This is a genomic window from Streptomyces sp. JW3, assembly GCF_052216785.1.
In the GTDB taxonomy this organism is placed as follows: domain Bacteria; phylum Actinomycetota; class Actinomycetes; order Streptomycetales; family Streptomycetaceae; genus Streptomyces.
The window spans coordinates 1-26,096 of the sequence record NZ_JBQOUX010000018.1 but is presented as its reverse complement, the minus strand read 5'-3'; the positions used below and the strand labels follow the sequence as shown (position 1 = coordinate 26,096).

General features: G+C 71.2%; 20 protein-coding genes and 1 tRNA gene. 13 read left to right on the top strand and 8 right to left on the bottom strand.

Annotation, left to right across the window (positions count from 1 at the left end; translation table 11 throughout):
• Window positions 1-1,225: ATP-dependent helicase C-terminal domain-containing protein (locus ACTT8P_RS10550; RefSeq protein WP_442831300.1), on the top strand; the 1,225-nt coding region annotated here is incomplete at its 5' end.
• Window positions 1,226-1,241: 16 nt separating this feature from the next.
• Here the strand turns inward: ACTT8P_RS10550 and ACTT8P_RS10545 are convergent.
• The 3 genes from ACTT8P_RS10545 to polA all read right to left on the bottom strand — a co-directional run bounded on the left by ACTT8P_RS10545 (window position 1,242) and on the right by polA (window position 6,632).
• Window positions 1,242-2,996, bottom strand: coding sequence for a lytic transglycosylase domain-containing protein (locus tag ACTT8P_RS10545; protein WP_442831299.1), 1,755 nt, complete (start codon window positions 2,994-2,996; stop codon window positions 1,242-1,244).
• A gap of 290 nt (window positions 2,997-3,286) precedes the next feature.
• Window positions 3,287-3,706 (bottom strand): hypothetical protein, encoded by a 420-nt coding sequence (locus ACTT8P_RS10540; RefSeq protein WP_442831298.1) that lies wholly within the window; start codon window positions 3,704-3,706, stop codon window positions 3,287-3,289.
• 199 nt (window positions 3,707-3,905) lie between these two features.
• Entirely contained in the window at window positions 3,906-6,632 is a 2,727-nt protein-coding gene (gene polA / locus ACTT8P_RS10535; protein ID WP_442831297.1) for a DNA polymerase I, read from the bottom strand.
• Window positions 6,633-7,108: 476 nt separating this feature from the next.
• Here polA and ACTT8P_RS10530 point away from each other — a divergent pair, with 476 nt between their 5' ends.
• The 9 genes from ACTT8P_RS10530 (at window position 7,109) to ACTT8P_RS10490 (ending at window position 17,101) form a co-directional block, all read left to right on the top strand.
• A complete protein-coding gene (locus tag ACTT8P_RS10530; protein ID WP_442831296.1) occupies window positions 7,109-9,388 on the top strand; it encodes an FdhF/YdeP family oxidoreductase in 2,280 nt (759 codons plus the stop codon).
• A 70-nt stretch (window positions 9,389-9,458) separates the two neighbouring features.
• Entirely contained in the window at window positions 9,459-9,947 is a 489-nt protein-coding gene (locus ACTT8P_RS10525) for a hotdog fold thioesterase (protein ID WP_442831295.1), read from the top strand.
• A 169-nt stretch (window positions 9,948-10,116) separates the two neighbouring features.
• On the top strand, window positions 10,117-10,509 hold the full coding sequence (locus ACTT8P_RS10520; protein WP_442831294.1) for a hypothetical protein: 393 nt from the start codon (window positions 10,117-10,119) through the stop codon (window positions 10,507-10,509).
• On the top strand, window positions 10,506-11,117 hold the full coding sequence (locus tag ACTT8P_RS10515; protein WP_442831293.1) for a Tat pathway signal sequence domain protein: 612 nt from the start codon (window positions 10,506-10,508) through the stop codon (window positions 11,115-11,117). Before ACTT8P_RS10520 ends, ACTT8P_RS10515 begins: the two co-directional genes overlap by 4 nt.
• Before the next feature lie 287 nt (window positions 11,118-11,404).
• Window positions 11,405-12,634, top strand: coding sequence for a branched-chain amino acid ABC transporter substrate-binding protein (locus tag ACTT8P_RS10510; RefSeq protein WP_442831292.1), 1,230 nt, complete (start codon window positions 11,405-11,407; stop codon window positions 12,632-12,634).
• A gap of 111 nt (window positions 12,635-12,745) precedes the next feature.
• Complete coding sequence (locus tag ACTT8P_RS10505) at window positions 12,746-13,678, top strand: branched-chain amino acid ABC transporter permease (RefSeq protein ID WP_442831291.1); 933 nt, start codon at window positions 12,746-12,748, stop codon at window positions 13,676-13,678.
• 5 nt (window positions 13,679-13,683) lie between these two features.
• On the top strand, window positions 13,684-15,510 hold the full coding sequence (locus ACTT8P_RS10500; RefSeq protein ID WP_442831290.1) for a branched-chain amino acid ABC transporter permease: 1,827 nt from the start codon (window positions 13,684-13,686) through the stop codon (window positions 15,508-15,510).
• 5 nt (window positions 15,511-15,515) lie between these two features.
• Window positions 15,516-16,388 (top strand): ABC transporter ATP-binding protein, encoded by an 873-nt coding sequence (locus tag ACTT8P_RS10495; RefSeq protein ID WP_442831289.1) that lies wholly within the window; start codon window positions 15,516-15,518, stop codon window positions 16,386-16,388.
• On the top strand, window positions 16,385-17,101 hold the full coding sequence (locus ACTT8P_RS10490; RefSeq protein WP_361160785.1) for an ABC transporter ATP-binding protein: 717 nt from the start codon (window positions 16,385-16,387) through the stop codon (window positions 17,099-17,101). Before ACTT8P_RS10495 ends, ACTT8P_RS10490 begins: the two co-directional genes overlap by 4 nt.
• Window positions 17,102-17,174: 73 nt before the next feature.
• Here the strand turns inward: ACTT8P_RS10490 and ACTT8P_RS10485 are convergent, their stop codons facing one another.
• The gene (locus tag ACTT8P_RS10485; RefSeq protein ID WP_442831288.1) at window positions 17,175-17,837 is read right to left on the bottom strand and encodes an ANTAR domain-containing response regulator; all 663 of its coding nucleotides are present in this window, start codon (window positions 17,835-17,837) and stop codon (window positions 17,175-17,177) included.
• 104 nt (window positions 17,838-17,941) lie between these two features.
• Between ACTT8P_RS10485 and ACTT8P_RS10480 the strand changes: the two genes are divergently transcribed.
• Together ACTT8P_RS10480 and ACTT8P_RS10475 are read left to right on the top strand one after the other, a co-directional pair.
• A tRNA-Leu gene (locus ACTT8P_RS10480) sits at window positions 17,942-18,025 on the top strand.
• Window positions 18,026-18,109: 84 nt separating this feature from the next.
• Window positions 18,110-18,898, top strand: coding sequence for a helix-turn-helix domain-containing protein (locus tag ACTT8P_RS10475; protein ID WP_442831287.1), 789 nt, complete (start codon window positions 18,110-18,112; stop codon window positions 18,896-18,898).
• Window positions 18,899-18,907: 9 nt separating this feature from the next.
• On the opposite strand, the gene pyk is transcribed toward ACTT8P_RS10475, so the two are convergent.
• On the bottom strand, window positions 18,908-20,332 hold the full coding sequence (pyk, locus tag ACTT8P_RS10470; RefSeq protein WP_442831286.1) for a pyruvate kinase: 1,425 nt from the start codon (window positions 20,330-20,332) through the stop codon (window positions 18,908-18,910).
• A gap of 154 nt (window positions 20,333-20,486) precedes the next feature.
• On the bottom strand, window positions 20,487-21,182 hold the full coding sequence (locus ACTT8P_RS10465; protein WP_442831285.1) for an SIMPL domain-containing protein: 696 nt from the start codon (window positions 21,180-21,182) through the stop codon (window positions 20,487-20,489).
• Window positions 21,183-21,332: 150 nt separating this feature from the next.
• Between ACTT8P_RS10465 and ACTT8P_RS10460 the strand changes: the two genes are divergently transcribed.
• A complete protein-coding gene (locus ACTT8P_RS10460; RefSeq protein ID WP_442831284.1) occupies window positions 21,333-23,135 on the top strand; it encodes a bifunctional metallophosphatase/5'-nucleotidase in 1,803 nt (600 codons plus the stop codon).
• A 27-nt stretch (window positions 23,136-23,162) separates the two neighbouring features.
• On the opposite strand, the gene ACTT8P_RS10455 is transcribed toward ACTT8P_RS10460, so the two are convergent.
• Window positions 23,163-24,569, bottom strand: coding sequence for a lysine N(6)-hydroxylase/L-ornithine N(5)-oxygenase family protein (locus tag ACTT8P_RS10455; protein WP_442831283.1), 1,407 nt, complete (start codon window positions 24,567-24,569; stop codon window positions 23,163-23,165).
• Window positions 24,566-25,927: a pyridoxal phosphate-dependent decarboxylase family protein gene (locus ACTT8P_RS10450; protein ID WP_442831282.1), complete on the bottom strand. Its 1,362-nt coding sequence runs from the start codon at window positions 25,925-25,927 to the stop codon at window positions 24,566-24,568. Before ACTT8P_RS10450 ends, ACTT8P_RS10455 begins: the two co-directional genes overlap by 4 nt.
• Window positions 25,928-26,096 lie beyond the last annotated feature (169 nt).

Sequence of the window (26,096 nt, the reverse complement as noted above, 5' to 3'; positions counted from 1 at the left end):
CGCCGACCAGAGACGATCACAGACCCCGGCCCGAAACAGCACGCCCGAAGACGCTCCCAGATCCGGCCGGCCGGACAGCCGCGCCGACCAGAGACGATCACAGACCCCGGCCCGAAACAGCACGCCCGAAGACGCTCCCAGATCCGGCCGGCCGGACAGCCGTGCCGACCAGAGACGACCGCAGACCTCGACTCGAAACAGCACGCCCCTGGACGCCTCCGCGCCCGGCCGCCCGGACGAAGGTGCCGCCGACCGGGTCGCCGGGCTCGTCGCCGCGCTGGCCTTTCCCGAGCGGGTCGCCAAGGCGGACGGGGGGTCGTATCTCATGGTCTCCGGAACCCGGGCCGAACTCGCCGAGGGGTCGGCACTGCGCGGGGCGGCCTGGATCGCCGTCGCCGTGGCCGACCGGCCGGTGGGACGGCGGCACGCGCGCGTGCAGCTCGGTGCGGCCGTCGACGAGGACGTCGCCCGGCGCGCGGCCGGCGCCCTGCTGGCGCGGCGGGACGAGGTGCGCTGGGCCGACGGCGACGTCGTGGCCCGGCGGGTCGAGCGGCTCGGGGCGGTCGAGCTGGCGGCGCGTCCGCTGCGCGACCCGGACCCCGGCCTGGTGCGGGAGGCCCTGCTGGAAGGGCTGCGGCAGGAAGGGTTCGGGCTGTTGCGTCGGTGGGCGGAGGCGGACGCGCTGCGGCAGCGGCTCGCGTTCCTCCGCCGGCACCTGGGCGCGCCGTGGCCCGAGGTGTCCGACGAGGCGCTGCACGCGCGCGTGGCCCAGTGGCTGGAGCCGGAGCTCGGCCGGGCCCGGCGGCGCGCGGACCTCGCGCGGATCGACGCGGGACAGGCGCTGACGCGGCTGCTGCCCTGGGCCACCGGCGAGGCCGCCCGGCTCGACGAACTGGCCCCGGAGCGGATCACCGTCCCCAGCGGGTCCCGGGTCCGGGTCGACTACGGCGATCCGGAGCGGCCGGTCCTCGCGGTGAAGCTACAGGAGATGTTCGGGCTCCAGCGCACCCCCGAGATCGCCGGGGTGCCGCTCCTGGTCCACCTGCTCTCCCCCGCGGGCCGCCCGGCGGCGGTCACCGCCGATCTCGCCTCCTTCTGGCGCGACGGTTACCAGGGCGTCCGGGCGGAGCTGCGCGGCCGGTATCCGAAGCATCCGTGGCCCCAGGACCCGGCCGGCGCCGAGCCCACGCGGCACACCAACGCCCGGCTCAGCAAGAAGGACTGAGCCGGGCGTACGGGGATCAGGCGGAGGCGTCCGCGCTCGCCGAGGCGGTCGCGGATGGGCTGGGCTGGGCCGTCTCCGCCTCCGTGACCGTCAGCTCGACGTCCACGGACGCGCCGCCCGCGGTGGTGATCCGCAGCAGGAACTTCCCCTCGGTGTCGTCCGCGTACAGCGTCGGCAGCTTCACCAGGCCCTTGGCGTCGGTCTCCAGGCCCGTCAGGGTGCGTACGGCCTTGCCGTCGGCGTCCTTGAAGTAGGGGCCCTTGTCGTTCTCGGTGGCGTCGGTGGCCGAGGTGATGAGGGTGGCGCTGACGGCGACCTGGTCCGCGACGGCGTCCTTGTAGGTGGCCTTCACCTCCACCTGGTCGGCGAACGTGCCGCCCGCGGTGCAGGTGAACTCGGTGTCGTCGGCAGGGACGACGGTGTCGGCGACGCGCTGCGTGACGGTGGCCTTGTAGTCGAGGCCGGAGACCGCGCGGCCGACGACCGTGGCGCGGACGAGGAAGCTGCCGGTCTTCGCACCGGCCCGCAGCGCGGGCGCGGTGGCCACGCCGGTGCTGTCGGTGACGACCGTGGCGAGCTGCTCGCCGGTGCTGAACTCGGCGTCGGTGTCGCCGATGACGGTGAAGCGGACCCGTACCTTGCCGACCGCCTTGCCCGCGCTGGTCTCCGCGCGGGTGCTGATCCGTTCGGTGAACGCCTCGCCCGTCATCGCGCTGAGCTTGCCGGTGCCGGCGTTCTCCAGGCGGGCCACGGTGTCGGTGGGGGTCTGGGGGGTCTCGCTCTCGCCGGGCGACGGGGTCGTGGAAGGCGGCGAGCTGGGGGTCCCCGGGTCGGTGGGCGTCGGGGACTGGGTGGCCGGGGCCGTGGACCCGCCCGTTCCCTTCGACGACCCTCCCGAACCGGTGCCGGGCGACGTACTGGGCGTGGCCGGGGTGGTGGCGTCGTCGCTGTGGCCCACGGGCAGGGTGCCGGTGCCGTCCGGGACCTCGTAGGTGCCCTTGCGGTAGTACTCCAGCCAGGAGCGGACGGTGTTCAGGTACTCCGTCGAGTTGTTGTAGCTGAGGATGGCCGAGTCGAGGTCGTCCTGCTGGGACAGGTCCCAGCTGTTGCGGCACAGGTAGTGGCCGGCGGCGAGGGCGGCGTCGTAGATGTTGTTCGGGTCGGCCTTGCCGTCGCCGTTGCCGTCGCGTCCGGCCCACGCCCAGGTGGACGGGATGAACTGCATGGGGCCGACGGCCTGGTCGTACTCGCTGTTGCCGTCGTACGCGCCGTTGTCGGTGTCCTTGATGAGCGCGAAGCCGTTGCCGTCGAGTTCCGGGCCGAGGATCGGGCTGGTGGTGGTGCCGTCGGCGGTCACGGCACCGCCGCGGGCCTGTCCCGACTCCACCTTGCCGATGGCGGCGAGGAGTTGCCAGGGCAGGTTGCAGCCCGGCTTGGACGCGCGCAGCGACGCCTCGGCCTTCTTGTAGGCGTCCAGGACGGTGGCGGGGATGCCCGACTCGGCCGAACCCTGGGTGACGGGCGTGCCGGTGGTCGACGAGGGCGAGGGGACGGGGCTGTCCAGCGGCGGAAGGTCGGTGTAGTACCGGGAGTTGCCGGTGGCGGTGTCGTCGGCGCCGGAGGGGGACGCGGAGTCGGCGGTGCTCTGTCTGCCTTCGGTGCCGGCCGTGACGTCGGGCGCCTGGGACGCGGACAGGGCCGCGACCGCGACCGCCGCGACGGTGGTGGTCATCGCGCTCTTGCGCAGCCGCCTGCCGAAATGCGCCGCCATAGAGTGAACCCCTCCCATGGACGCCTGGGCGTCCCTCTCCGTCACGTGCTCGCTCTGGTGTGACGACCGACCGGCGCCGCGGGTTGTATACCGCGTCGCCGCTGATCATCGCGGAAAACCGTGTGCGCTTGTTCGACCCGTACGGTGACGCAGGCGACCCTACGACAACTTCCTTGACTCGGGCACCCGTTCGTGCCCGGTTTTCCCCGGTTGGCCGCGCCGTGTCGCCTGACCGGTCCTTGTTCGCCATGCGGAGTCCGGCCCCTGTTCATTCCCGCCCGCGCGGTTGGTCATCTTTTCCTACGGCTTTCTCTGCGGCTCTCCCTACGGCGTCGGCGCCTGCGGGGTGCCGAACCGGCCGGGTGTGCGCCGACGGGGTCGGCGGTCGCGATGAACAGGGTCATCCTGCGGTCGGGACGGGGCCGGGGCAGCAGCGTGAGCGCCAGCGCCAGGTAGCTGCGGGTCAGGTCGGCCCAGCGGCGCCAGTGGGCCGCCTCTCCGGCGCTGCCCGGCGCGGCGGGGCTCCGGGGGGCGAGTCTGCGCCCCAGGTCGTCGCGTACGTGGCAGACGGCCGAGGTGAGGGTGGCGGGGACCCGGGCGGTACTCGCGCCCAGGGCGAGGGCCGGGACCGGCGGCAGTGGCACGCAGGCGGGTCCGCCGACGCCGGGCCGCGCCGGTGCCGTCCGGTGGTGGAGCATGCGTATACCCATGCCCGCATCCTCACGGGCGCCGGGGGCGGGGGCGTTTTCGCGGGGGCCACCTGAGTGACGGGCGGGGGCGGCGGGCAGGGCGAGGCGCAGGCCGCTGCCCTCCCGCCCCGGCGGGCAGGAGCCGGGCGAACCGCGCGGTCGTCCCGCCCCTGCCCGGAACGGACTCCGCCCGGGAGCAGCCCCCTGCCCGGGGACGGGACTAGTGCGCCGCCGACTCCCAGTCCGCCCCCGCGCCCACCGAGACGCCCAGCGGCACCCGGAGGGTCACCGCGTCGGCCATCTCGCGGCGGATCAGTTCCTCCGCCGTCGCGCGCTCGCCGGGGGCGATCTCCAGCACGATTTCGTCGTGCACCTGGAGCAGCATGCGGGACTTGAGGCCCGCCTCGGTCAGCGCCTTGTCCACGTTGAGCATGGCGATCTTGACGATGTCGGCCGCCGTGCCCTGGATGGGGGCGTTGAGCGCCATCCGCTCGGCGGCCTCGCGGCGCTGCCGGTTGTCGCTGTTGAGGTCGGGCAGGTAGCGGCGGCGACCGAAGAGGGTGGCCGTGTAACCGGTGGCCCGTGCCTCGTCGACGACCCGGCGCAGATAGTCCCGTACGCCGCCGAAGCGGTCGAAGTAGGCGTCCATCAGCATGCGGGCCTCGGCCGCCTCGATGTTCAGCTGCTGGGACAGGCCGAAGGCCGACAGCCCGTACGCCAGTCCGTACGACATCGCCTTGATCTTGCGGCGCATCTCCGCGTCGACCGCGTCCTGGCCGACGGAGAAGACCTGCGCGGCGGCGGTGGTGTGCAGGTCCTCGCCGGAGGTGAACGCCTCGATCAGGCCGGCGTCCTCGGACAGGTGGGCCATGACGCGCAGTTCGATCTGGCTGTAGTCCGCCGTCATCAGGGACTCGAAGCCCTCGCCGACCACGAAGCCGCGGCGGATCGCCCGGCCCTCGTCGGTGCGCACCGGGATGTTCTGGAGGTTCGGGTCGGTGGAGGAGAGGCGGCCGGTCGCGGCGACCGTCTGGTTGAACGTGGTGTGGATGCGGCCGTCCGTCGCGATGGTCTTGATCAGGCCCTCGACGGTGACGCGCAGCTTGGCCTGCTCGCGGTGCCGGAGCATGATCACCGGCAGTTCGCTGTCCGTCTGCGTCGCGAGCCAGGCCAGGGCGTCGGCGTCCGTGGTGTAACCGGTCTTGGTCTTCTTGGTCTTCGGCAGGTTCAGCTCGCCGAAGAGGACCTCCTGGAGCTGCTTGGGCGAGCCGAGGTTGAACTCCCGGCCGGCCGCCGCGTGCGCCTCCTTCACCGCCTGCTGCACCGCGCCGGCGAACATCTGCTCCATCGCCTGGAGGTGCTCCCGGTCGGCCGCGATGCCGTGCCGCTCCATGCGGGCCAGCAGCGCGGAGGTGGGCAGCTCCATGTCGCGCAGCAGGTCCGCCGCGCCGACCTCCTGGAGCCGGCCCCCGAACGCCTCGCCCAGGTCGAGGACGGCCCGGGCCTGGATCATCAGCGCCTCGGCCTCGGCGGCGTCGTCCGCGCCGAACGCCAGCTGGCCGTCGGCCGCCGCGGCCGGGGCCAGCTCGCGGTGCAGGTACTCCAGGGACAGCGCGTCCAGGTCGAAGGAGCGGCGGCCGGGCTTGACCAGGTAGGCGGCGAGCGCGGTGTCCATCGAGACGCCCGCGATGGCCCAGCCGTGCTCGGCGAAGACCCGCATGGCGCCCTTGGCGTTGTGGAAGACCTTGGTGCGGTCCGGGTCGGCCAGCCAGGACGTCCAGGCCGTCTCGTCGGCCTCGTCCAGCTGGGACGGGTCGAACCAGGCCGCCTTGCCGTCGGCGGCGGCGAGGGCGACCTCGGCGACCGAGCCGGTGCCCAGCGCCCAGGTGTCGACGGTGGCGACGCCGAGCGGCTCGGTGCCGTGCTCGGTGAGCCAGCCGGCCAGTTCGCCGGTGCCGAGCACCGTGCCGTCCAGCTCCACGCCGTCCGCGACGACCGGGGTGGCCTCGGCCTCCTCGGCGCCCGGGTCGACGGCGTAGAGCCGCTCGCGCAGCGAGGGGTTACGGATCTCCAGGGTGTCCAGGATCATCGCGACGCCCTTGCGGTCGTAGGCGGCGCGCTCCAGGTCGGTGACGGTCTTCGGCAGCTCGACCTGGCGCTCCAGCTCGGTGAGGCGGCGGTTGAGCTTGACCGACTCCAAATGGTCGCGGAGGTTCTGCCCGGCCTTGCCCTTGACCTCCTCGACGCGCTCGACCAGGTCGGCGAAGGAGCCGAACTGGTTGATCCACTTCGCGGCCGTCTTCTCGCCGACGCCGGGGATGCCGGGGAGGTTGTCGGAGGGGTCGCCGCGCAGGGCGGCGAAGTCGGGGTACTGCGCGGGGGTCAGACCGTACTTCTCGACGACCTTCTCCGGGGTGAAGCGGGTCAGCTCGGAGACGCCCTTGGTGGGGTAGAGCACCGTGGTGTGCTCGCTGACCAGCTGGAAGGAGTCGCGGTCGCCGGTGACGATCAGTACGTCGAAGCCCTCGGCCTCGGCCTGCGTGGCGAGGGTGGCGATGACGTCGTCGGCTTCGAAGCCGGCGACGGCGAACCGCTCCACGCGCATCGCGTCGAGCAGCTCGCCGATCAGCTCGACCTGGCCCTTGAACTCGTCCGGGGTCTTGGAGCGGTTCGCCTTGTACTCGGTGAACTCCTCGCTGCGCCAGGTCTTGCGGGAGACGTCGAACGCCACCGCGAAGTGTGTGGGCGCCTCGTCACGCAGCGTGTTGGCCAGCATCGAGGCGAACCCGTAGATGGCGTTGGTCGGCTGGCCGGTCGCGGTGGTGAAGTTCTCCGCGGGCAGCGCGAAGAACGCGCGGTACGCCAGCGAGTGCCCGTCCATGAGCATCAGGCGCGGGCGGCTGCCGCCGGTGGGGGTCTGGGTCTTCTTCGATGCTGTGTCTGCCACGTCCACGATCCTGCCACGTGCCACTGACAGTCGGCTCCGCGTCGGCGTGGGTGGCGTTCCGGTGAGGGGGGTCGTTGTTCGGCTGCGGGTGCGTCGTGGCTGGGCGCGCAGTTCCCCGCGCCCCCCTCAGGGCGATGTCGCCGGGGGCGGAACACGTGGCCGCCGGGCCCGGCGGCCCCGCGCGGCCGCCGTCCCACCGCGCGGGTGCGTCGTGGCTGGGCGCGCAGTTCCCCGCGCCCCCTCAGGGCGATGTCGCCGGGGGCGGAACACGTGGCCGCCGGGCCGCGGCCCCGCGCGGCCGCCGTCTCACCGCGCGGGTGCGTCGTGGCCGGGCGCGCAGTTCCCCGCGCTCCTTCTCGGCGCGGGGACGTCGCAAGCAGCGCTCCCGGCCCCGGTCCCGACCGGGGCGCTTCGGTGTCGGTGGTGCGTGCGAGGATCGGAGACGTACCTCACACGTGCATGCGAAGGAGCGCGCGATGGCCACCAAGCCGCCCAAGAGTGACCCGGTCCAGGACGCGCCGCGGGTCACCGAGCCGAAGCACGCGGCGGCGGGGGTCCCGGCCATCGGCCACACCCTGCGCATCGCCCAGCGGCAGATGGGCGTGAAGCGCACCGCCCTGACCCTGCTGAGCGTGAACCAGAAGAACGGCTTCGACTGCCCGGGCTGCGCCTGGCCGGAGCCGGAGCACCGGCACACCGCGGAGTTCTGCGAGAACGGCGCGAAGGCGGTGGCCGAGGAGGCCACCCTGCGCCGCGTCACCCCGGAGTTCTTCGCCGCGCACCCCGTCGCCGACCTGGCCGGCCGCAGCGGCTACTGGCTGGGGCAGCAGGGCCGGCTCACGCATCCCATGTACCTCCCGGAGGGCGGCACGCACTACGAGCCAATCGCCTGGGAGCGCGCCTTCGACATCATCGCGGAGGAGATCGGCGCCCTCGCCTCCCCCGACGAGGCCGTCTTCTACACCTCGGGACGCACCAGCAACGAGGCCGCGTTCCTCTACCAGCTCTTCGCCCGCGAGCTGGGCACCAACAACCTGCCCGACTGCTCCAACATGTGCCACGAGTCGTCCGGCTCGGCGCTGAGCGAGACCATCGGCATCGGCAAGGGCAGCGTCCTGCTGGCGGACCTGCACAAGGCCGATCTCATCGTCGTCGCCGGACAGAACCCGGGCACCAACCACCCGCGCATGCTCTCCGCCCTGGAGCGGGCCAAGGCCAACGGGGCCCGGATCATCAGCGTCAATCCGCTGCCCGAGGCCGGGCTGGAGCGGTTCAAGAACCCGCAGACGCCCAAGGGACTCGCCGCCGGCGCCGCGCTCACCGACCTGTTCCTCCAGATCCGCATCGGCGGCGACCAGGCCCTGTTCCGGCTGCTCAACAAGCTGATCATCGAGACACCGGGCGCCGTCGACGAGGGGTTCGTGCGCGAGCACACCCACGGGTACGAGGAGTTCGCCGAAGCCGCCCGCGCCGCCGACTGGGACGAGACGCTGGCCGCCACCGGTCTCACCCGCGCGGAGATCGAGAAGACCCTGGCCATGGTGCTCGCCTCCGAGCGGACCATCGTGTGCTGGGCCATGGGACTCACCCAGCACAAGCACTCCGTGCCCACCATCCGCGAGGTCGTCAACTTCCTCCTGCTGCGCGGCGACATCGGCCGTGAGGGCGCCGGCGTCTGCCCGGTGCGCGGCCACTCCAACGTGCAGGGCGACCGCACGATGGGCATCTTCGAGCGCCCCGCGCCCGCCTTCCTGGACGCCCTGGAGAAGGAGTTCGGCTTCGCCCCGCCGCGCGAACACGGCTTCGACGTGGTCCGGGCCATCCGCGCCCTGCGCGACGGCGAGGCGAAGGTCTTCCTCGCGATGGGCGGCAACTTCGTCGCCGCCTCCCCCGACACGGAGGTCACCGAGGCGGCCATGCGCCGCGCCCGGCTCACCGTGCACGTGTCGACGAAGCTGAACCGCAGCCACGCGGTCACCGGCGCCCGCGCCCTGATCCTGCCCACCCTGGGCCGCACCGAGCGCGACCTCCAGGGCGGCGGCGAGCAGTTCGTGACGGTCGAGGACTCCATGGGCATGGTGCACGCCTCGCGCGGCCGCCTGGAGCCGGCGAGCCGGCACCTGCTGTCCGAACCGGCCATCGTGTGCCGGCTGGCCCGCCGGGTGCTGGGCACGGACAGCGCCACGCCCTGGGAGGAGTTCGAGAAGGACTACGCCACGGTCCGCGACCGCATCGCCCGGGTGATCCCCGGCTTCGAGGACTTCAACGCCCGCGTGGCCCGCCCCGGCGGCTTCGCCCTGCCGCACGCCCCGCGCGACGAGCGGCGCTTCCCGACCGCCACCGGCAAGGCCAACTTCACCGCCGCGCCGGTGGAGTTCCCCGAGCTGCCGAAGGGCCGGCTGCTCCTTCAGACGCTGCGCTCGCACGACCAGTACAACACCACGATCTACGGCCTCGACGACCGCTACCGGGGGATCAGGAACGGCCGCCGGGTGGTCCTGGTCAACCCCGAGGACGCCCGCGAGCTGGGCGTCCGGGACGGCTCCTACGTCGACCTGGTCGGCGAGTGGAAGGACGGTGCGGAGCGCCGGGCGCCCGGTTTCCGCGTCGTGCACTACCCGACCGCCCGGGGCTGCGCGGCGGCGTACTACCCGGAGACCAACGTCCTGGTGCCGCTGGACGCCACCGCGGACACCAGCAACACCCCGGCCAGCAAGTCCGTCGTCGTCCGTCTGGAACAATCGGCCACCGGCTGAGCATCCGCTCAGCCGCGGCGGACAGCCACCGGAAGAACCACCAGGACGTACGAACGGACGGAGCCGGCCCATGGGCGAGCAGCAGCACGTGAAGTTCCCGCAGGAGGTCATCGACGAGTACGCCGCGCTCGGCGTCGACCTGCCCGCCCTGTTCTCCGCCGGGCACCTCGGCACCCGGATGGGCGTCCAGATCCTGGAGGCGTCGGCGGAGAAGGTCGTCGGCACCATGCCCGTGGAGGGCAACACCCAGCCGTACGGGCTGCTGCACGGCGGCGCCTCCGCGGTGCTGGCCGAGACGCTGGGCTCGGTCGGCTCGATGCTGCACGGCGGCAGCTCCAAGATCGCCGTCGGCGTCGACCTGAACTGCACCCACCACCGCGGCGCCCGCTCCGGCCTGGTCACCGGCGTGGCCACGCCGCTGCACCGGGGGCGGTCGACGGCGACGTACGAGATCGTGATCAGTGACGAGGAGGGCCGGCGGGTGTGCAGTGCCCGGCTGACCTGTCTGCTGCGCGACGTGAACCCGGGGGACGCCGCGCGGGCGGGCGCGAGCGGCTGACGCCCGGCCCATTGCCCCGGGCTGCCCGGCGTCCTAGCGTCGGGGCATGGGACGGGGTGGAGCTCCCTGGCCGGGGGCGGCGAAGGAGGCGGGTCTCCGACGCCCGCGCGGGCCGACGACGCCCGTACCACTGCTCGTACAGACGCCCGTACCGCCGCCCGTAGCGGCGGTGGCACGGGCAGCGGCACGGGCCGCCGTACTGGCCCTGGTGCTGACGGCGGCCCCACTGACAGCCGGCTGCGGCACCGACTCCGACAGCGCCGCCTCCCGTTCACCCGCCGCACCCGGCACGCCCGCCACCGCCGCCGCCGGCCTGTGCGCGCGAGTCGTCAGCCACTGGTCCCGGAAGGTGCTGGACGGCGACACCTACGGCGACTACCAGTCGATGGGACTGTCCAACCGGCAGTACGACATCCTGCGCGCGGTCGTGGCCGCCGCCCGCGTCGTCCGCGCGGACCAAGGCGCCGACGCCGCCGCGGAGTTCATCGACCGCCGATCGCGTACGGAGTGCGCCGCGCGGTACCGCGACGGCGGCCCCGCCGAGGGCCCGTGGGAGCGGTGAGCGGCGCCGGCCCCGTCGAACCGGGCGAGAACACCCGGATCCGGGACACCCCGTCGGCCCCTCGCCCGCTCGCCCCGCGTCTCGAAACCCTCACGCGCCGCTACGCCGCACACCGCCGCACCGCCCTCGCGACCGCCCTGGCCCTCGCTCTCCTGACGGTCGGCGGCTCCCTGTACGCGACCCGGCCACGGCCGCGGCCCGCTCCCCCGCCGCCCTACCCCTCCCAGACGGTCGACCTCGTCTACCTGAGCCCGGCACCGACCAGCGGCACCGCCCCGACCAGCGGCTTCAGCTTCACGCTGGCCCTGACCGTGCGGTCCGGTCCGGCCGTCACCGTGACGCGGGTGGCCCAGCCCAACGCCGGTCTTTCGGTCTCGTCGTCCCCCCGGGCACCTTTCCAGACAAAGTCGCATTCCACCCGCAAGATCACCGTCACGTTTCGCGTGACGGAATGCGAGAAAGTACCGCGGAATGCCGGATTCCCTTTCCTGGATGTAACACTGCGTAATGTGCGCGCAATGGAGACCCACAGTTTCATCCTGGGACCGCGCTATGCCGAGCATCTCTCCGAGGCACTTCAAGACGCCTGCGGCAACGATTCCCGGTAATCACCAAAACACCTCAGACGCCTGTTCACGCCTCACCGGTCCTGCACGTTCTCAGCATGTGGACCGGGCGAATCAGCCAGAATTCCACCGTTCTTCCCATCCGGCACCGCTCTGCATTACGCGATGTCATAACAAGAGAGTCACAGCCTCCGTCAGACTCTCCTCCACGTTCCCCGCACCCGCCTAGAGTCACGGCCAGTCACCGCGCCATCCGAAAGTCAATTCGGCCCAGCGCTCGACTCGGCCGTCTCCACGGGGAAGCGGCCGTGCCAGGGAAAGGACTGACCGTGCGTCAACGTTCGCTCATCGCCATCACCGCCGCTCTGGCGGCGGGAGCGCTCACCCTCACCGCCTGCGGCTCGCGTGACGACGACGGCGGCTCGGACTCCGGCGGCGACGGCACCACCGTCGTCATCGGCGTCGACGCCCCGCTGACCGGCGACCTGTCCGCGCTGGGCCTGGGCATCAAGAACTCCGTGGACCTCGCCGTCAAGACGGCCAACAAGCAGAAGTACGTCGACGGCGTCACCTTCAAGATCGAGGCGACCGACGACCAGGGCCAGCCCTCCGTCGGCCAGCAGAACGCCTCAAAGTTCGTCGCCAACAAGGACGTCCTCGGCGTCGTCGGCCCGCTGAACTCCTCCGTCGGCGAGTCCATGCAGAAGGTCTTCGACACCGCGAAACTCGTCGAGGTCTCCCCGGCCAACACCGGCCCCTCCCTCACCCAGGGCCCGGACTGGCGCACCAAGAAGGTCCGCACCTACAAGTCGTACTTCCGCACCGCGACCACCGACGCCATCCAGGGCCCGTTCGCCGCGCAGTACGTCTACAACGACGCCAAGAAGAAGAAGGTCTTCGTCATCGACGACAAGAAGACCTACGGCGCCGGCCTGGCCGCCACCTTCACCGAGGAGTTCAAGAAGCTCGGCGGCAAGGTCGTCGGCACCGAACACATCAACCCGGACACCAAGGACTTCTCCTCGGTCGCCACCAAGGTCAAGAACTCCGGCGCCGACGTCGTCTACTACGGCGGCGAGTACCCGCAGGCCGGCCCGCTCAGCAAGCAGATCAAGGAAGCCGGCGCGAAGATCCCGCTGGTCGGCGGCGACGGCATCAAGGACGACACCTTCATCAAGCTGGCCGGCGCCGGCAGCGACGGCGACCTCGCCACCTCCGTCGGCGCCCCCGTCGAAACCCTCGACTCCGCCAAGAAGTTCGTCGCCGACTACAAGGCGGCCGGCTACACGGAGGATTACGCGGCCTACGGCGGCTACTCCTACGACTCCGGCTGGGCCATCATCGAGGCCGTCAAGAAGGTCGTCGAGGACAACGACGGCAAGCTCCCCGACGACGCCCGCGCCAAGGTCACCGAGGCCATGCAGAACGTCTCCTTCGACGGTGTGACCGGCAAGGTCTCCTTCGACGAGTTCGGTGACGCCACCAACAAGCAGCTCACCGTCTACTCCGTCGAGAACGGAGCCTTCGAGGCCGTCAAGTCCGGTACCTACACCGGCTGACCCCACCCGCACCTGCCACGAGCCGCGCGGGGCGCTGTTCCACAAGCGCCCCGCGCGCTCACGCATCCGGCCCACATCCGTCGAACATCCGAACGTCTCGGAGGACATGCGGTGAACGAACTGCCGCAGCAGCTGGTCAACGGCCTGCTACTGGGATCCATGTACGGGCTGGTCGCCATCGGCTACACCATGGTCTACGGCATTGTCCAGCTCATCAACTTCGCCCACGGCGAGATCTTCATGACCGGCGCCTTCGGCGCACTCACGGTCTACGTCTACATCCTGCCCGACGGCACCTCCATGTGGATCGCCCTGCCGCTGATGCTGATCGGCGCCATGATCGTCGCCGTCACCGTCGCCGTCGGAGCCGAACGCTTCGCCTACCGCCCGCTGCGCGGCGCCCCCCGGCTCGCCCCCCTCATCACCGCCATCGGCCTCTCCCTCGCCCTCCAGCAGGCGATATGGGCCTGGTACCCGGAAGCCAAGTCCGCCCGGACCTTCCCGCAGATCGAGGGCGGCCCCTTCCACATCGGCGACGTCACCATCCAGACCGGCGACATCTTCCTGCTCATCGCCGCCCCGGTCAGCATGGCCCTGCTCGCCTACTTCGTGATGCGCACCCGCACCGGACGCGGCATGCAGGCCACCGCCCAGGACCCGGACACCGCCAAGCTGATGGGCGTCAACACCGACCGCATCATCGTCATCGCGTTCGCCCTCGGCGCGCTCTTCGCCGCCGTCGGAGGCGTCGCCAACGGCCTCAAGTACGGCCAGATCGACTTCCGGATGGGCTTCATCCTCGGCCTCAAGGCGTTCACCGCCGCCGTCCTCGGCGGCATCGGCAACATCTACGGCGCCATGATCGGCGGCGTCGTCCTCGGCGTCGCCGAAACCCTCGCCACCGCCTACATCGCCGACGTCCCCGGCCTGGACAAGTTCGGCAGCCAGTCCTGGGCCGACGTCTGGGCCTTCATCCTCCTCATCCTCGTACTGCTGCTCAGGCCACAAGGCCTGCTCGGCGAACGCGTCGCGGACAGGGCGTGACCCCGATGACCACACAGACCACCACCCCGAAGACCCCGGACACCCCGATCTCGGGCAGCACCACCGGCCTCGTCGGCATCCCGCCGGCCATCGGACGCGCCCTCGCCACCGGCGGCGGCCTCCTCACCATCGCCTCCGCCTTCCTGGCCTGGACCTGGACCGACGAATTCCCCGGCGACCTCACCGTCTACGGCTACCCCGGCGGCCTCCAGGTCCTCGTCCTCATCGCCGGCGCCCTCACCACCCTGCTCGGCGCCGCCTCCTACGGCGTCCAGGGCCTGCGCTGGCTCACCCCGGCCGGCGCCGACGCGGCCCTCAAGTTCGCCGCCCTCGCCGCCTTCGCCACCACCTGGTACACCGTCATCGCCATCGCCGCCCAGCTCGGCGGCGTCGTCAACCTCGAACCCGGCGGCTACCTCGCCGCGGCGGTCACCCTCATAGCCTTCCTCGGCGCCCTCGCCCTCCCCTTCGAACGGCCCGCGCCCGACCCCGCCGACCCCGACGACACCGGCTGGGAGAAGTTCCGCCACCACACCGCGCAGAAATGGCAGACCGTCAAAGCGGCCTTCGCCACCGACGCCCCCCGCCCACTGCGCCCCATGCCCTCCTGGGCCGAGATCCTCATCATCGTCGCCGTCCTCGCCGTCGCCCTCACCGTCTTCACCTACGGCATCGGCACCGAGTACGACGAACTCTTCGTCGGCTTCCTGATCACCGCCGGATTCGGCTTCGCCGCCCTGCACCGGTCCGGCCTCATCCCCCGCATCTCCGAGATCACCGCCCGGCACCAGAACGTCACCGTCTTCGGCGCCTTCCTCGCCGCGGCCCTCTTCCCCTTCACCCAGACCGACGACCAGTACGCCACCATCGGCGTCTACATCCTCATCTTCGCCACCGTCGCCCTGGGCCTGAACATCGTCGTCGGCCTGGCCGGCCTCCTCGACCTCGGCTACGTCGCCTTCCTCGGCGTCGGCGCCTACGCCGCCTCCCTGGTCTCCGGCTCCCCCACCTCGCCCTTCGACGTGCACTTCCCGTTCTGGGCCGCCGTCCTGGTCGGCGCCGCCGCCTCCCTGGTCTTCGGCGTCCTCATCGGCGCCCCCACCCTGCGGCTGCGCGGCGACTACCTGGCCATCGTCACCCTCGGCTTCGGCGAGATCTTCCGCATCACCGCCAACAACCTCGACGGCACCTCGGGACCCGACGTCACCAACGGCTCCAACGGCATCGCCGGCATCCCCGACCTCAAGATCCTCGGCTTCGACCTCGGCGCCCAGCACGACATCGCCGGCGTCACCATCGGCCGGTTCGCCAACTACTTCTTCCTGATGCTGATCATCACGGCCGTCGTCGTCCTCGTCTTCCGGCGCAGCGGCGACTCCCGCATCGGCCGCGCCTGGGTCGCCATCCGCGAGGACGAGACCGCCGCCCTGGCCATGGGCATCAACGGCTTCCGGGTCAAACTCATCGCCTTCGCCGTCGGCGCCACCCTGGCCGGCCTGGCCGGCACCGTCCAGGCCCACGTGACCTACACCGTCACCCCCGAGCAGTACCTCTTCGCCGGCACCACCCCGCCCAACTCCGCCTTCCTGCTCGCCGCCGTCGTCCTCGGCGGCATGGGCACCATCGGCGGACCCCTGCTCGGCGCCGCACTGCTCTTCCTCATCCCGAACAAGCTCCAGTTCCTCGGCGACTACCAGCTCTTCGCCTTCGGACTCGCGCTCGTCCTGCTGATGCGCTTCCGCCCCGAGGGCCTCATCCCCAACCGCCGCCGGCAACTCGAATTCCACGAAGAGGCCGAAGCGCCCGCGGCCCTCGGCAAGACAGGGGCCTGACCACCATGACCACCAGCACCGACACCACCGACACCCCCGTCGGCCAGACCGTCCTCGACGCCCGCGGCGTCACCATGCGCTTCGGCGGCCTCACCGCCGTACGCGACGTCGACCTCACCGTCCGCAGCGGCGAGATCGTCGGACTCATCGGCCCCAACGGCGCCGGCAAGACCACCTTCTTCAACTGCCTCACCGGCCTCTACATCCCCACCGAGGGCGAGGTCCGCTACAAGGACAAGGTCCTGCCGCCCAAGTCCTTCAAGGTCACCGCCGCCGGCATCGCCCGCACCTTCCAGAACATCCGGCTCTTCGCCAACATGACCGTCCTGGAAAACGTCCTCGTCGGCCGCCACACCCGCACCAAGGAAGGCTTCTGGTCCGCCGTCCTGCGCGGCCCCGGCTTCCACAAGGCGGAGGCCGCCTCCCGCGCACGCGCCATGGAACTCCTGGAGTTCGTCGGCCTGGACGCGAAGGCCGACCACCTGGCACGGAACCTGCCGTACGGCGAACAGCGCAAACTGGAGATCGCCCGCGCCCTCGCCAGCGAACCCGGCCTGCTCCTCCTCGACGAACCCACCGCCGGCATGAACCCGCAGGAGACCCGCGCCACCGAGGAACTCGTCTTCGCCATCCGCGACCAGGGCATCGCCGTCCTCGTCATCGAGCACGACATGCGGTTCATCTTCAACCTCTGCGACCGCGTCGCCGTCCTGGTCCAGGGCGAGAAACTCGTCGAGGGCGACAGCGCCACCGTCCAGGGCGACGAACGCGTCATCGCCGCCTACCTCGGCGAACCGCTGGAGAACGACCCCGGCGCGGCCGAGGCGGCCGAGGTGGAGGCCGCCGAGGCCCACGCCCCGAAGGAGAACGACCGATGACCGCACTCCTGGAGGTCGAGGACCTCCGCGTCGCCTACGGCAAGATCGAGGCCGTCAAGGGCATCTCCTTCACCGTGGACGCCGGCGAGGTGGTCACCCTCATCGGCACCAACGGCGCCGGCAAGACCACCACCCTGCGCACCCTGTCCGGGCTGCTCAAACCGGTCGGCGGCCAGATCCGCTTCAACGGCAGATCGCTGAAGAAGACCCCCGCCCACCAGATCGTCTCCCTCGGCCTCGCCCACTCCCCCGAGGGCCGGCACATCTTCCCCCGCATGACCATCGAGGACAACCTGCGCCTCGGCGCGTTCCTGCGCAGCGACCGGGCGGGCATCGACAAGGACATCCAGCGCGCCTACGACCTCTTCCCCATCCTGGGCGAACGGCGCAAGCAGGCCGCGGGCACCCTGTCCGGCGGCGAGCAGCAGATGCTGGCCATGGGCCGCGCCCTGATGTCCCAGCCCAAGCTGCTCATGCTCGACGAGCCCTCCATGGGCCTCTCCCCGATCATGATGCAGAAGATCATGGCGACCATCGCCGAGCTGAAGTCCCAGGGCACGACGATCCTGCTGGTCGAGCAGAACGCCCAGGCGGCGCTGTCCCTCGCCGACCACGGACATGTCATGGAGGTCGGCTCCATCGTGCTGTCCGGCACCGGGCAGGATCTGCTGCACGACGAGTCGGTCCGCAAGGCGTACCTCGGCGAAGACTGACCGGGCACGACACGGCACGGCTGAGGCCCGCGTCCCCCTCCGGGACGCGGGCCTCACTCATGCGTTACGGGGCTCAGCCCTTGTCCTTGGGCGCCTTCTTCTCCGCGGCGTCGTCGATGACCGCCTGGGCGACCTGCTGCATCGACATCCGCCGGTCCATCGACGTCTTCTGGATCCACCGGAACGCGGCCGGCTCGGTCAGCCCGTACTCGGTCTGGAGCACCGACTTCGCCCGGTCCACCAGCTTGCGCGTCTCCAGCCGCAGGGAGAGGTCGGCGACCTCCTTCTCCAGCGCCTTCAGCTCCGTGAACCGCGAGACGGCCATCTCGATCGCCGGTACGACGTCACTCTTGCTGAAGGGCTTCACGAGGTACGCCATCGCACCCGCGTCCCGGGCCCGCTCCACCAGGTCGCGCTGCGAGAACGCGGTCAGCATCAGGACCGGGGCGATGCTCTCGCCGGCGATCTTCTCGGCCGCCGAGATGCCGTCCAGCTTGGGCATCTTCACGTCGAGGATCACCAGGTCGGGGCGGTGCTCGCGGGCCAGCTCGACGGCCTGCTCACCGTCCCCGGCCTCGCCGACGACGGAGTACCCCTCCTCCTCCAGCATCTCTTTGAGATCCAGCCGGATGAGCGCCTCGTCCTCGGCGATGACGACACGGGTCGTCAGCGGGGGCACGTGCGACTTGTCGTCATCGGTCACGTCGGCGGGCTGGGGCGACTCGGGGGCGGTCACGTGGGCTCCTTGTTACGGGCCGGGCAGGTACTGCTGCCTTAGCAGCCTACCTAGAGGCGCCAGAGGATGATGACCCGGTACACTTCTGCACGATCCCCTGGCTTGCCCGGTTGGAGGAACTGGTCAGACTCGCGGCACTCAAAATGCCGTGCCCTTTGGGCATGTGGGTTCGAATCCCACACCGGGCACTCACAAGAAAGCGGAAGATCACATTCGCGTGATCTTCCGCTTTTCTGCACTCGGCACCACTTCGCGTGACACACCGTGGTCACATGAACTTCCACGGTGTTGAAGTGCGGCAGAAAGCCCTCACGATGCTCCGCGATGGTGTCGCGAACGCTGCCGTCGCACGGGAACTGCATGTTCCGCTGGGCACGGTCGGCTACTGGAAGCACCTGGACCGCGCCAAGCGGGGCGAATGCCCGGGCAGGCACGATCCCGCCTGCCCACGGTGCGACGGGCGGGATCTGGACGAGCCGGCCTACAGCTATCTGCTCGGCCTGTATCTCGGCGACGGGCACATCAGCCACTACTCCGCGCACCGAGTGCCGAACCTCATGATCGCCTGTACGGACTCATGGCCCGGCCTCATGGAAGCCTGCGAGCAAGCGATGCGCGCGGTGTTTCCGGACAACTCCGTCTGCCGTGTGAGCAGGACCGGCTGCCACAACGTGAAGGTCTACTCGAAGCACCTGCACTGCCTCTTCCCACAGCACGGCCCGGGAAAGAAGCACGAGCGCAGGATCGCGCTTGAACCCTGGCAGCAGACGATCGTCGACACCCACCCCTGGGAGTTCGTCCGCGGGCTCATCCACTCCGACGGCTGCCGGATCACCAACTGGACAACCCGCCTCGTCGGCGGTGAACGCAAGCGCTATGAGTACCCCCGATACTTCTTCGCCAACAAGTCGGACGACATCCGGAAGCTCTTCACCCACACCCTCGACAAGGTTGGCGTCGAGTGGACCACCCTCGCTCGCGGCAGCGACCCGTTCAACATCTCCGTAGCCCGCAAAGCCTCCGTAACCCTCATGGATCTGCACGTCGGGCCGAAGTACTGACCCGGCGTGCTACTCCTCGCCGATCCGGTGCACCCGGACCATGTTCGTCGTCCCCGAGACCCCGGGCGGGGAGCCCGCCGTGATGATGACCACGTCGCCCTGCGCGCAGCGGCCGTAGCGGAGCAGGAGTTCGTCGACCTGGGCGACCATCGCGTCGGTGGAGTCGACGTGCGGGCCGAGGAAGGTTTCCACGCCCCAGGTGAGGTTCAGCTGGGAGCGGGTGGCCGGTTCGGGGGTGAAGGCGAGGAGGGGGATGGGTGAGTGGTAGCGGGACAGGCGGCGGGCCGTGTCGCCGGACTGGGTGAAGGCGACCAGGAAGCGGGCGCCGAGGAAGTCGCCGATCTCGGCTGCCGCGCGGGCCACCGCGCCGCCCTGGGTGCGGGGCTTGGTGTGGTCGGTGAGCGGGGGGAGGCCGCCGGCGAGGAGGTCCTCCTCGGCCGCCTCGACGATGCGGGACATCGTGCGGACCGTCTCGACGGGGTGTTTGCCGACGCTGGTCTCGCCGGAGAGCATCACCGCGTCCGTGCCGTCGAGGACCGCGTTGGCGACGTCGGACGCCTCGGCGCGGGTGGGCCGGGAGTTGTCGATCATCGAGTCGAGCATCTGGGTGGCGACGATGACCGGTTTGGCGTTGCGCTTGGCGAGTGCGACGGCGCGTTTTTGGACGATCGGGACCTGTTCCAGCGGCATTTCGACGCCGAGGTCGCCGCGGGCCACCATGATGCCGTCGAACGCGGCGACGATGCCGTCGAGGTCGTCCACCGCCTGGGGTTTCTCGACCTTGGCGATGACGGGGAGGCGGCGGCCCTCCTCGTCCATGATGCGGTGGACGGCGCGGATGTCGCGGCCGCTGCGCACGAAGGAGAGGGCGATGACGTCGAAGCCGGTGCGCAGCGCCCAGCGCAGGTCGTCCTCGTCCTTCTTGGCGAGGGCGGGGACGGAGACGGCGACGCCGGGGAGGTTGAGGCCCTTGTGGTCGGAGACCATGCCGCCTTCGACGACGCGGGTGCGGACCCGGGGTCCGTCGACGGCGGTGACCTGGAGGCAGACCTTGCCGTCGTCGACGAGGACGCGTTCGCCGGGGGTGACGTCGGCGGCGAGGCCGGCGTAGGTGGTGCCGCAGCCGGTGCGGTCGCCCTGGGCGCCGTCCTCGACGGTGATGGTGAAGGTGTCGTCGCGTTCGAGGAGTACGGGTCCTTCGGTGAAGGTGCCGAGGCGGATCTTGGGGCCCTGGAGGTCGGCGAGGAGGCCGACGCTGCGGCCGGTCTCGTCGGATGCCTTGCGGACCCGCCGGTACCGCTCCTCGTGTTCGGCGTGGCCGCCGTGGCTGAGGTTGAAGCGGGCGATGTCCATGCCGGCCCCGACCAGTGCCTTGATCTGGTCGTAGGAGTCGGTGGCGGGTCCCAGGGTGCAGACGATTTTCGCTCGGCGCATGTTTCGAGCTTATGACTTACCGGCGGGTAGCGAATTGGCTGTGTATGACTGCGCAACGGCCACTGGGTGAAGCCTTTTTGACAAGTGCTGAATTGTGCGGCAGGCCGCTCCGATGAGCATTCAGACAAGCATTTTTACGTTTATCAGCGTGCGCTCAGAGAGTGGGCGGGCGCATGGTGAAGCGGGCGTCGACGGCGGCGTGCACGTGCTGGCGCTGCGGTTCGAGGTCGAGCGGGGCCGCCGGCTCCTCCTCGGCGGCCGCGGCCATGGACAGGCGCCGCATCCGGCCGGGTCCGAACGCGGCGGACCGGATCTCCTCGGTGCCGTGGTCGGCGAGTTCGACCAGGGCGTCGAGGGTGGTGCCGAGCGCGTCGGCGTATTCGCGGGCGCGCTGTACGGCTTCGCGCACCGCCTGTTCGCGGGCCCGGCGGTGGGCCGGCGAGTCGGGGCGCAGGGCCCAGCGGGGGCCGTCGACGCGGGTGAGGTCGAGGTCGGCGAGGCGGGTGGTGAGTTCGCCGAGGGCGGTGAAGTCGGTGAGTTCGGCGGTGAGGTGGACGGTGCCGTGGTAGGTGCGGACGCGTTCGCCGCGGCCGTGCCGGGTGAGTTCGGGGGTGAGGGAGAAGGCGCCGGTCTCCAGGTGTTCGACCGCGTCGCCGTAGGACTTGAGGAGGTCGAGGGCGGTGGTGTTGCGGCGGGTGAGGTCGTCGAGGGCGGTGCGGCGGTCGCGGCCCCGGGCGCCCACGGTGACGCCGATGCGGGCGAGTTCGGGTTCGACGTCGAGGCGGGCTTCGCCGGTGACCGAGATGAGCGGGACGTCGGGGGTGCCGTGCGGTGCGGGCGGCGTGGTCATACGTCCCACTCTGTCACCGCTGTCCGCCGGCCGGCCCCTGCGAGTCACCGGATCGAAACCTGCGGGGTCTGTTCCCGGCCGCCTTGAGCGGCCACAATCTACGCGCGTTGTCCACGTGGATCGTGGCACCCGTCGTCTAGGAGAGTCAGCATGCCGTTGAACCGCCGGAAGTTTCTGAAGAGGTCCGCCGTGACGGGGGCGGGGGTGGCGCTGGCCGGTGCGGCGGCGCCGGCGGCCGAGGCGGCACCCGCGGGCCGGGGCGGCAAGAAGCCGAAGCGGTACTCGTTCACCGTGATGGGGTCGACCGATCTGCACGGGCACGTCTTCAACTGGGACTACTTCAAGGACGCCGAGTACACCGACTCGGCGGGCAACGCGCAGGGGCTGGCGCGGATCTCGACGCTGGTGAACCAGGTGCGCGAGGAGAAGGGTCGGGAGAACACCCTGCTGCTGGACGCGGGTGACACGATTCAGGGCACGCCGCTGACGTATTACTACGCGAAGGTGGACCCGATCACCGCCAAGGGCGGTCCGGTGCATCCGATGGCGCAGGCGATGAACGCGATCGGTTATGACGCGGTGGCGCTGGGCAATCACGAGTTCAATTACGGCATCGAGACGCTGCGCAAGTTCGAGGAGCAGTGCGATTTTCCGCTGCTGGGTGCGAACGCGGTGGACGCGAAGACGCTGAAGCCGGCTTTTCCGCCGTATTTCATGAAGACGTTCCGGGTGAAGGGGGCGCCGCCGGTGAAGGTGGCGGTGCTGGGGCTGACCAACCCCGGGATCGCGATCTGGGACAAGGCGTATGTGCAGGGCAAGCTGGCGTTCCCGGGTCTTGAGGAGCAGGCGGCGAAGTGGGTGCCGAAGCTGCGGTCGATGGGCGCGGACGTGGTGGTGATCTCGGCGCACTCGGGGGCTTCGGGCACGTCCTCCTACGGTGATCAGCTGCCGTACGTGGAGAACGCGGCGGCGAACATCGCCAGGCAGGTGCCCGGAGTGGACGCGATCCTGGTCGGGCACGCGCATGTGGAGATCGCGGAGCAGCGGGTGGTCAACGAGGCGACCGGCAAGGAGGTCGTGCTGTCGGAGCCGCTGTGCTACGCGGAGCGGCTGAGCCTGTTCGACTTCGAGCTGGCGTACGAGAAGGGCCGTTGGCGGGTGGAGTCCGTCAAGGCGTCGCTGCGGGACTCCGGCACGGTGGCCGACGATCCGCGGATCACCCGGTTGCTGAAGGACGAGCACGCGCTGGTGGTGGAGTACGTCAACCAGGTGGTCGGCACCGCGACCGAGACGCTGACCACGGTGGACGCGCGGTACAAGGACGCGCCGATCATCGATCTGATCACCAAGGTGCAGGAGGACGTGGTCAAGGCGGCGCTGGCGGGGACGGCGTACGCGGCGCTGCCGGTGCTCGCGCAGGCGTCGCCGTTCTCGCGGACGTCTCAGATTCCGGCGGGCGAGGTGACGATCCGGGACCTGTCGAGTCTGTACGTGTACGACAACACGCTGGTGGCGAAGGTGCTGACGGGCGCTCAGGTGCGGGCGTACCTGGAGTACTCGGCGGAGTACTACACGCAGACCGCGGCGGGTGCGGCGGTGGACGTGGAGCAGCTGACCAACGCGGGCGGCCGGCCGGACTACAACTACGACTACGTCTCCGGGCTGGCGTACGAGATCGATGTCGCGCAGCCGGCGGGTTCGCGGATCAAGAACCTGACGTACGGCGGGGCGGCGCTGGACGACGCGCAGCGGTTCGTGCTGGCGGTGAACAACTACCGGGCCAACGGTGGTGGCGCGTTCCCGCATGTGGCGTCGGCCGAGGAGGTGTGGTCGGAGTCGACGGAGATCCGTACCCGGATCGCCGAGTGGGTGACGGCGAAGGGGGTGCTGGATCCGGCGGACTTCGCGTCGGTGGACTGGCGGCTGACGCGGGACGGTACGCCGGTGTTCTAGGTCTGCCGGGCTGGTGGTGTGCTGGCCTCAGATCCGGTCCGTGAGCGGGGTGAGCCGGCTCGCCTCGCGGGCGGACGGGATCTGGGGCCGGCGCTGTTCCAGGCCGAAGGTGGTGAAGGCGGTGCGGCGGGGCAGGGGGTAGGGCTCGGTGCCGGTGAGGGTGTTGAGGATGGTGGCGCTGCGCCAGGCGGCGAGGCCGAGGTCGGGGGCGCCGACGCCGTGGGTGTGGGTCTCGGCGTTCTGGACGTAGAGGTGGCAGCCGGTGGTGGTGACGGTGGGGTCGAGGAGGAGGCGGAAGCGTTCGTCGACGCGGGGGCGGTTGGCGTTGTCGCGGCGCAGGTAGGGGTCGAGGCCGGCGAGGAGGCGGTCCAGGGGGCGTTCGCGGTAGCCGGTGGCGAGGACGACGGCGTCGGTGGTGAGGCGGGAGCGGGTGTTCTGCTCGGGGTGTTCGAGGTGGAGTTCGACCTTGGTGGTGGCGACCCGGCCGGCGGTGCGGACGTGCACGCCGGGGGTGAGGACGGCGTCGGGCCAGCCGCCGTCCAGGGAGCGGCGGTAGAGCTCGTCGTGGAGGGCGGCGAGGGTGTCGGCGTCGACCGCTTTGTGGAGTTGCCACTGGGCGGGGACGAGGCGGTCGCGGACGTTCTCGGGCAGGGCGTGGAAGTAGTGGGTGTAGTCGGGGGTGAAGTGTTCCAGGCCGAGTTTGGAGTACTCCATGGGGGCGAGGGCCTCGGTGCGGCCGAGCCAGTGCAGGCGTTCGCGGCCGGCCGGGCGGTTGCGGAGCAGGTCGAGGAAGATCTCGGCGCCGGACTGGCCGGTGCCGACGACGGTGACGTGGCCGGCGGCGAGCAGGCCGGTGCGGTGGTCGAGGTAGTCGGCGGCGTGGATGACGGGGACGCCGGGGGTGTCGACGAGGGGTTTGAGCGGGTCGGGGACGTGGGGCTCGGTGCCGATGCCGACGACTAGGTTCTTGGTGTGGGTGCGGCCGACGGCCTGGGCTTCGCCGTCCGGGCCGAGGTGGGTGTAGTCGACTTCGAAGCAGCCGTGTTCGGGGTTGAAGCGGACGGCGTCGACCTGGTGGCCGAAGTGGAGGGCGGGGAGGTTCTCGCAGACCCAGCGGCAGTAGGCGTCGTACTCGGTGCGCTGGATGTGGAAGCGCTCGGCGAAGTAGAACGGGTAGAGCCGTTCGCGGGCCTTGAGGTAGTTGAGGAAGCTCCAGTCGCTGGTGGGGTCGGCGAGGGTGACGAGGTCGGCCAGGAAGGGGACCTGGAGGCGGGCGCCGTCGATGAGCAGGCCGGGGTGCCAGTGGAAGGCGGGGCGCTGGTCGTAGAAGACGGCGTCGAGGCCGGTGAGGGGGTGGGCGAGGGCGGCCAGGGAGAGGTTGAAGGGGCCGATGCCGATGCCGACCAGGTCGTGCGGCGGTGGGGTGGTGTTCATCGGGGGGTGTGTCCTTCCACGAGGGTGAGCAGGGCCGTGAGGTCTTCGGGGCGGGTGCGGGGGTTGAGGAGGGTGGCCTTGAGCCAGAGCCGGCCGTCGGGGCGGGCGCGGCCGAGGACGGCGCGGCCTTCGGTGAGCAGGGTGCGGCGGACGGCGGCGACGGTGGGGTCGGGGGCGCCGGTGGGGCGGAAGAGGACGGTGCTGAGGGTGGGCGGTGCCCACAGGTCGAGGGCGGGGTGTTCCGCGACGAGGCGGGCGAGGTCCTGGGCGCGGGCGCAGACGGTGTCGACGAGGGCGCCGAGGCCGGTGCGGCCGAGGGTTCTGAGAGTGACGGCGATCTTGAGGATGTCGGGGCGGCGGGTGGTGCGCAGGGAGCGGCCGAGGAGGTCGGGCAGGCCGGCGTCGGTGTCGTCGTCGGCGTTGAGGTAGTCGGCGCGCTGGTCCAGGGCGGTGCGGTCGGTGGGGTCGCGGAGGGTGAGGAGGCCGGCGGCGATCGGCTGCCAGCCGAGTTTGTGCAGGTCGAGGGCGGTGGTGTGGGCCCGGTCGAGGCCGGTGAGCCGGGCCCGGTGGTGGTCGCTGAAGAGCAGGCCGCCGCCGTAGGCCGCGTCGACGTGGAGGCGGGCGCCGCGGTGGGCGCAGATGTCGGCGATCTCGGGGAGGGGGTCGATGAGGCCGGCGTCGGTGGTGCCGGCGGTGGCGGTGACGACGGTGGGGCCGGTCAGCCGGGCGAGGGTGGCGTCCAGGACGGCGGGGTCGAGGGTGCCGGTGGGGGTGGGTACGGGGACGGGGGCGGGCAGGCCGAGGAGCCAGGCGGCGCGGGGCAGCGAGTGGTGGGCGTTGGTGCCGTGCACGAGGCGGGTGCCGGGTCCCTGGGTTTCGCGGGCGAGGAGCAGGGCGAGCTGGTTGGACTCGGTGGCGCCGGTGGTGACGAGGGCGTCGGCGTGGCCGGTCTCGTGGGCGAGGGCGCGGGTGACGTCGGCTTCGAGGGCGGCGGCGGCGGGCGCCTGGTCCCAGGAGTCGAGGGAGGGGTTGAGGACGCTCGCGGCGAGGTCGGCGGCGCAGGCGACGGCCAGCGGCGGGACGTGCAGGTGGGCGGCGCACAGCGGGTCGGCGGGGTCGGCGGAGTCGGCCGCGAGGGCGGTGACGAGGGTGTGCAGGGCGCCGGGGTCGCCGTGTTCGGGCAGTACGTCGCCGAGGGCGGCGCGCATCCGGGCGGCGACGGCGTCGGGGCCGCCGGCGGGGAGCGGGCCGCCGCGTGCCCGGGTGCCGGTGTGCAGGGCGTCGAGGACGGCGTCGAGCAGCGGCCGCAGGGCGTGCGGGCCCGCGGGGCCCGAGGCGAGGGGCGGCTGAGTGCTCATGGGTTCCTCCCGGGCGCGGGAAGGGGTCGCGTCCGGAAGGCTCAACGAGCGGTACCCGAATGGGGGTACTGCCGTGCGGCGCCCCGCCGGGGGTGCGCGGGTTTTTCCCGCCGCGGCAGTGGGTGGTTGCTCGCGCGGTTCCCCGCGCCCCTGGAGGGGTGCGGGGAAC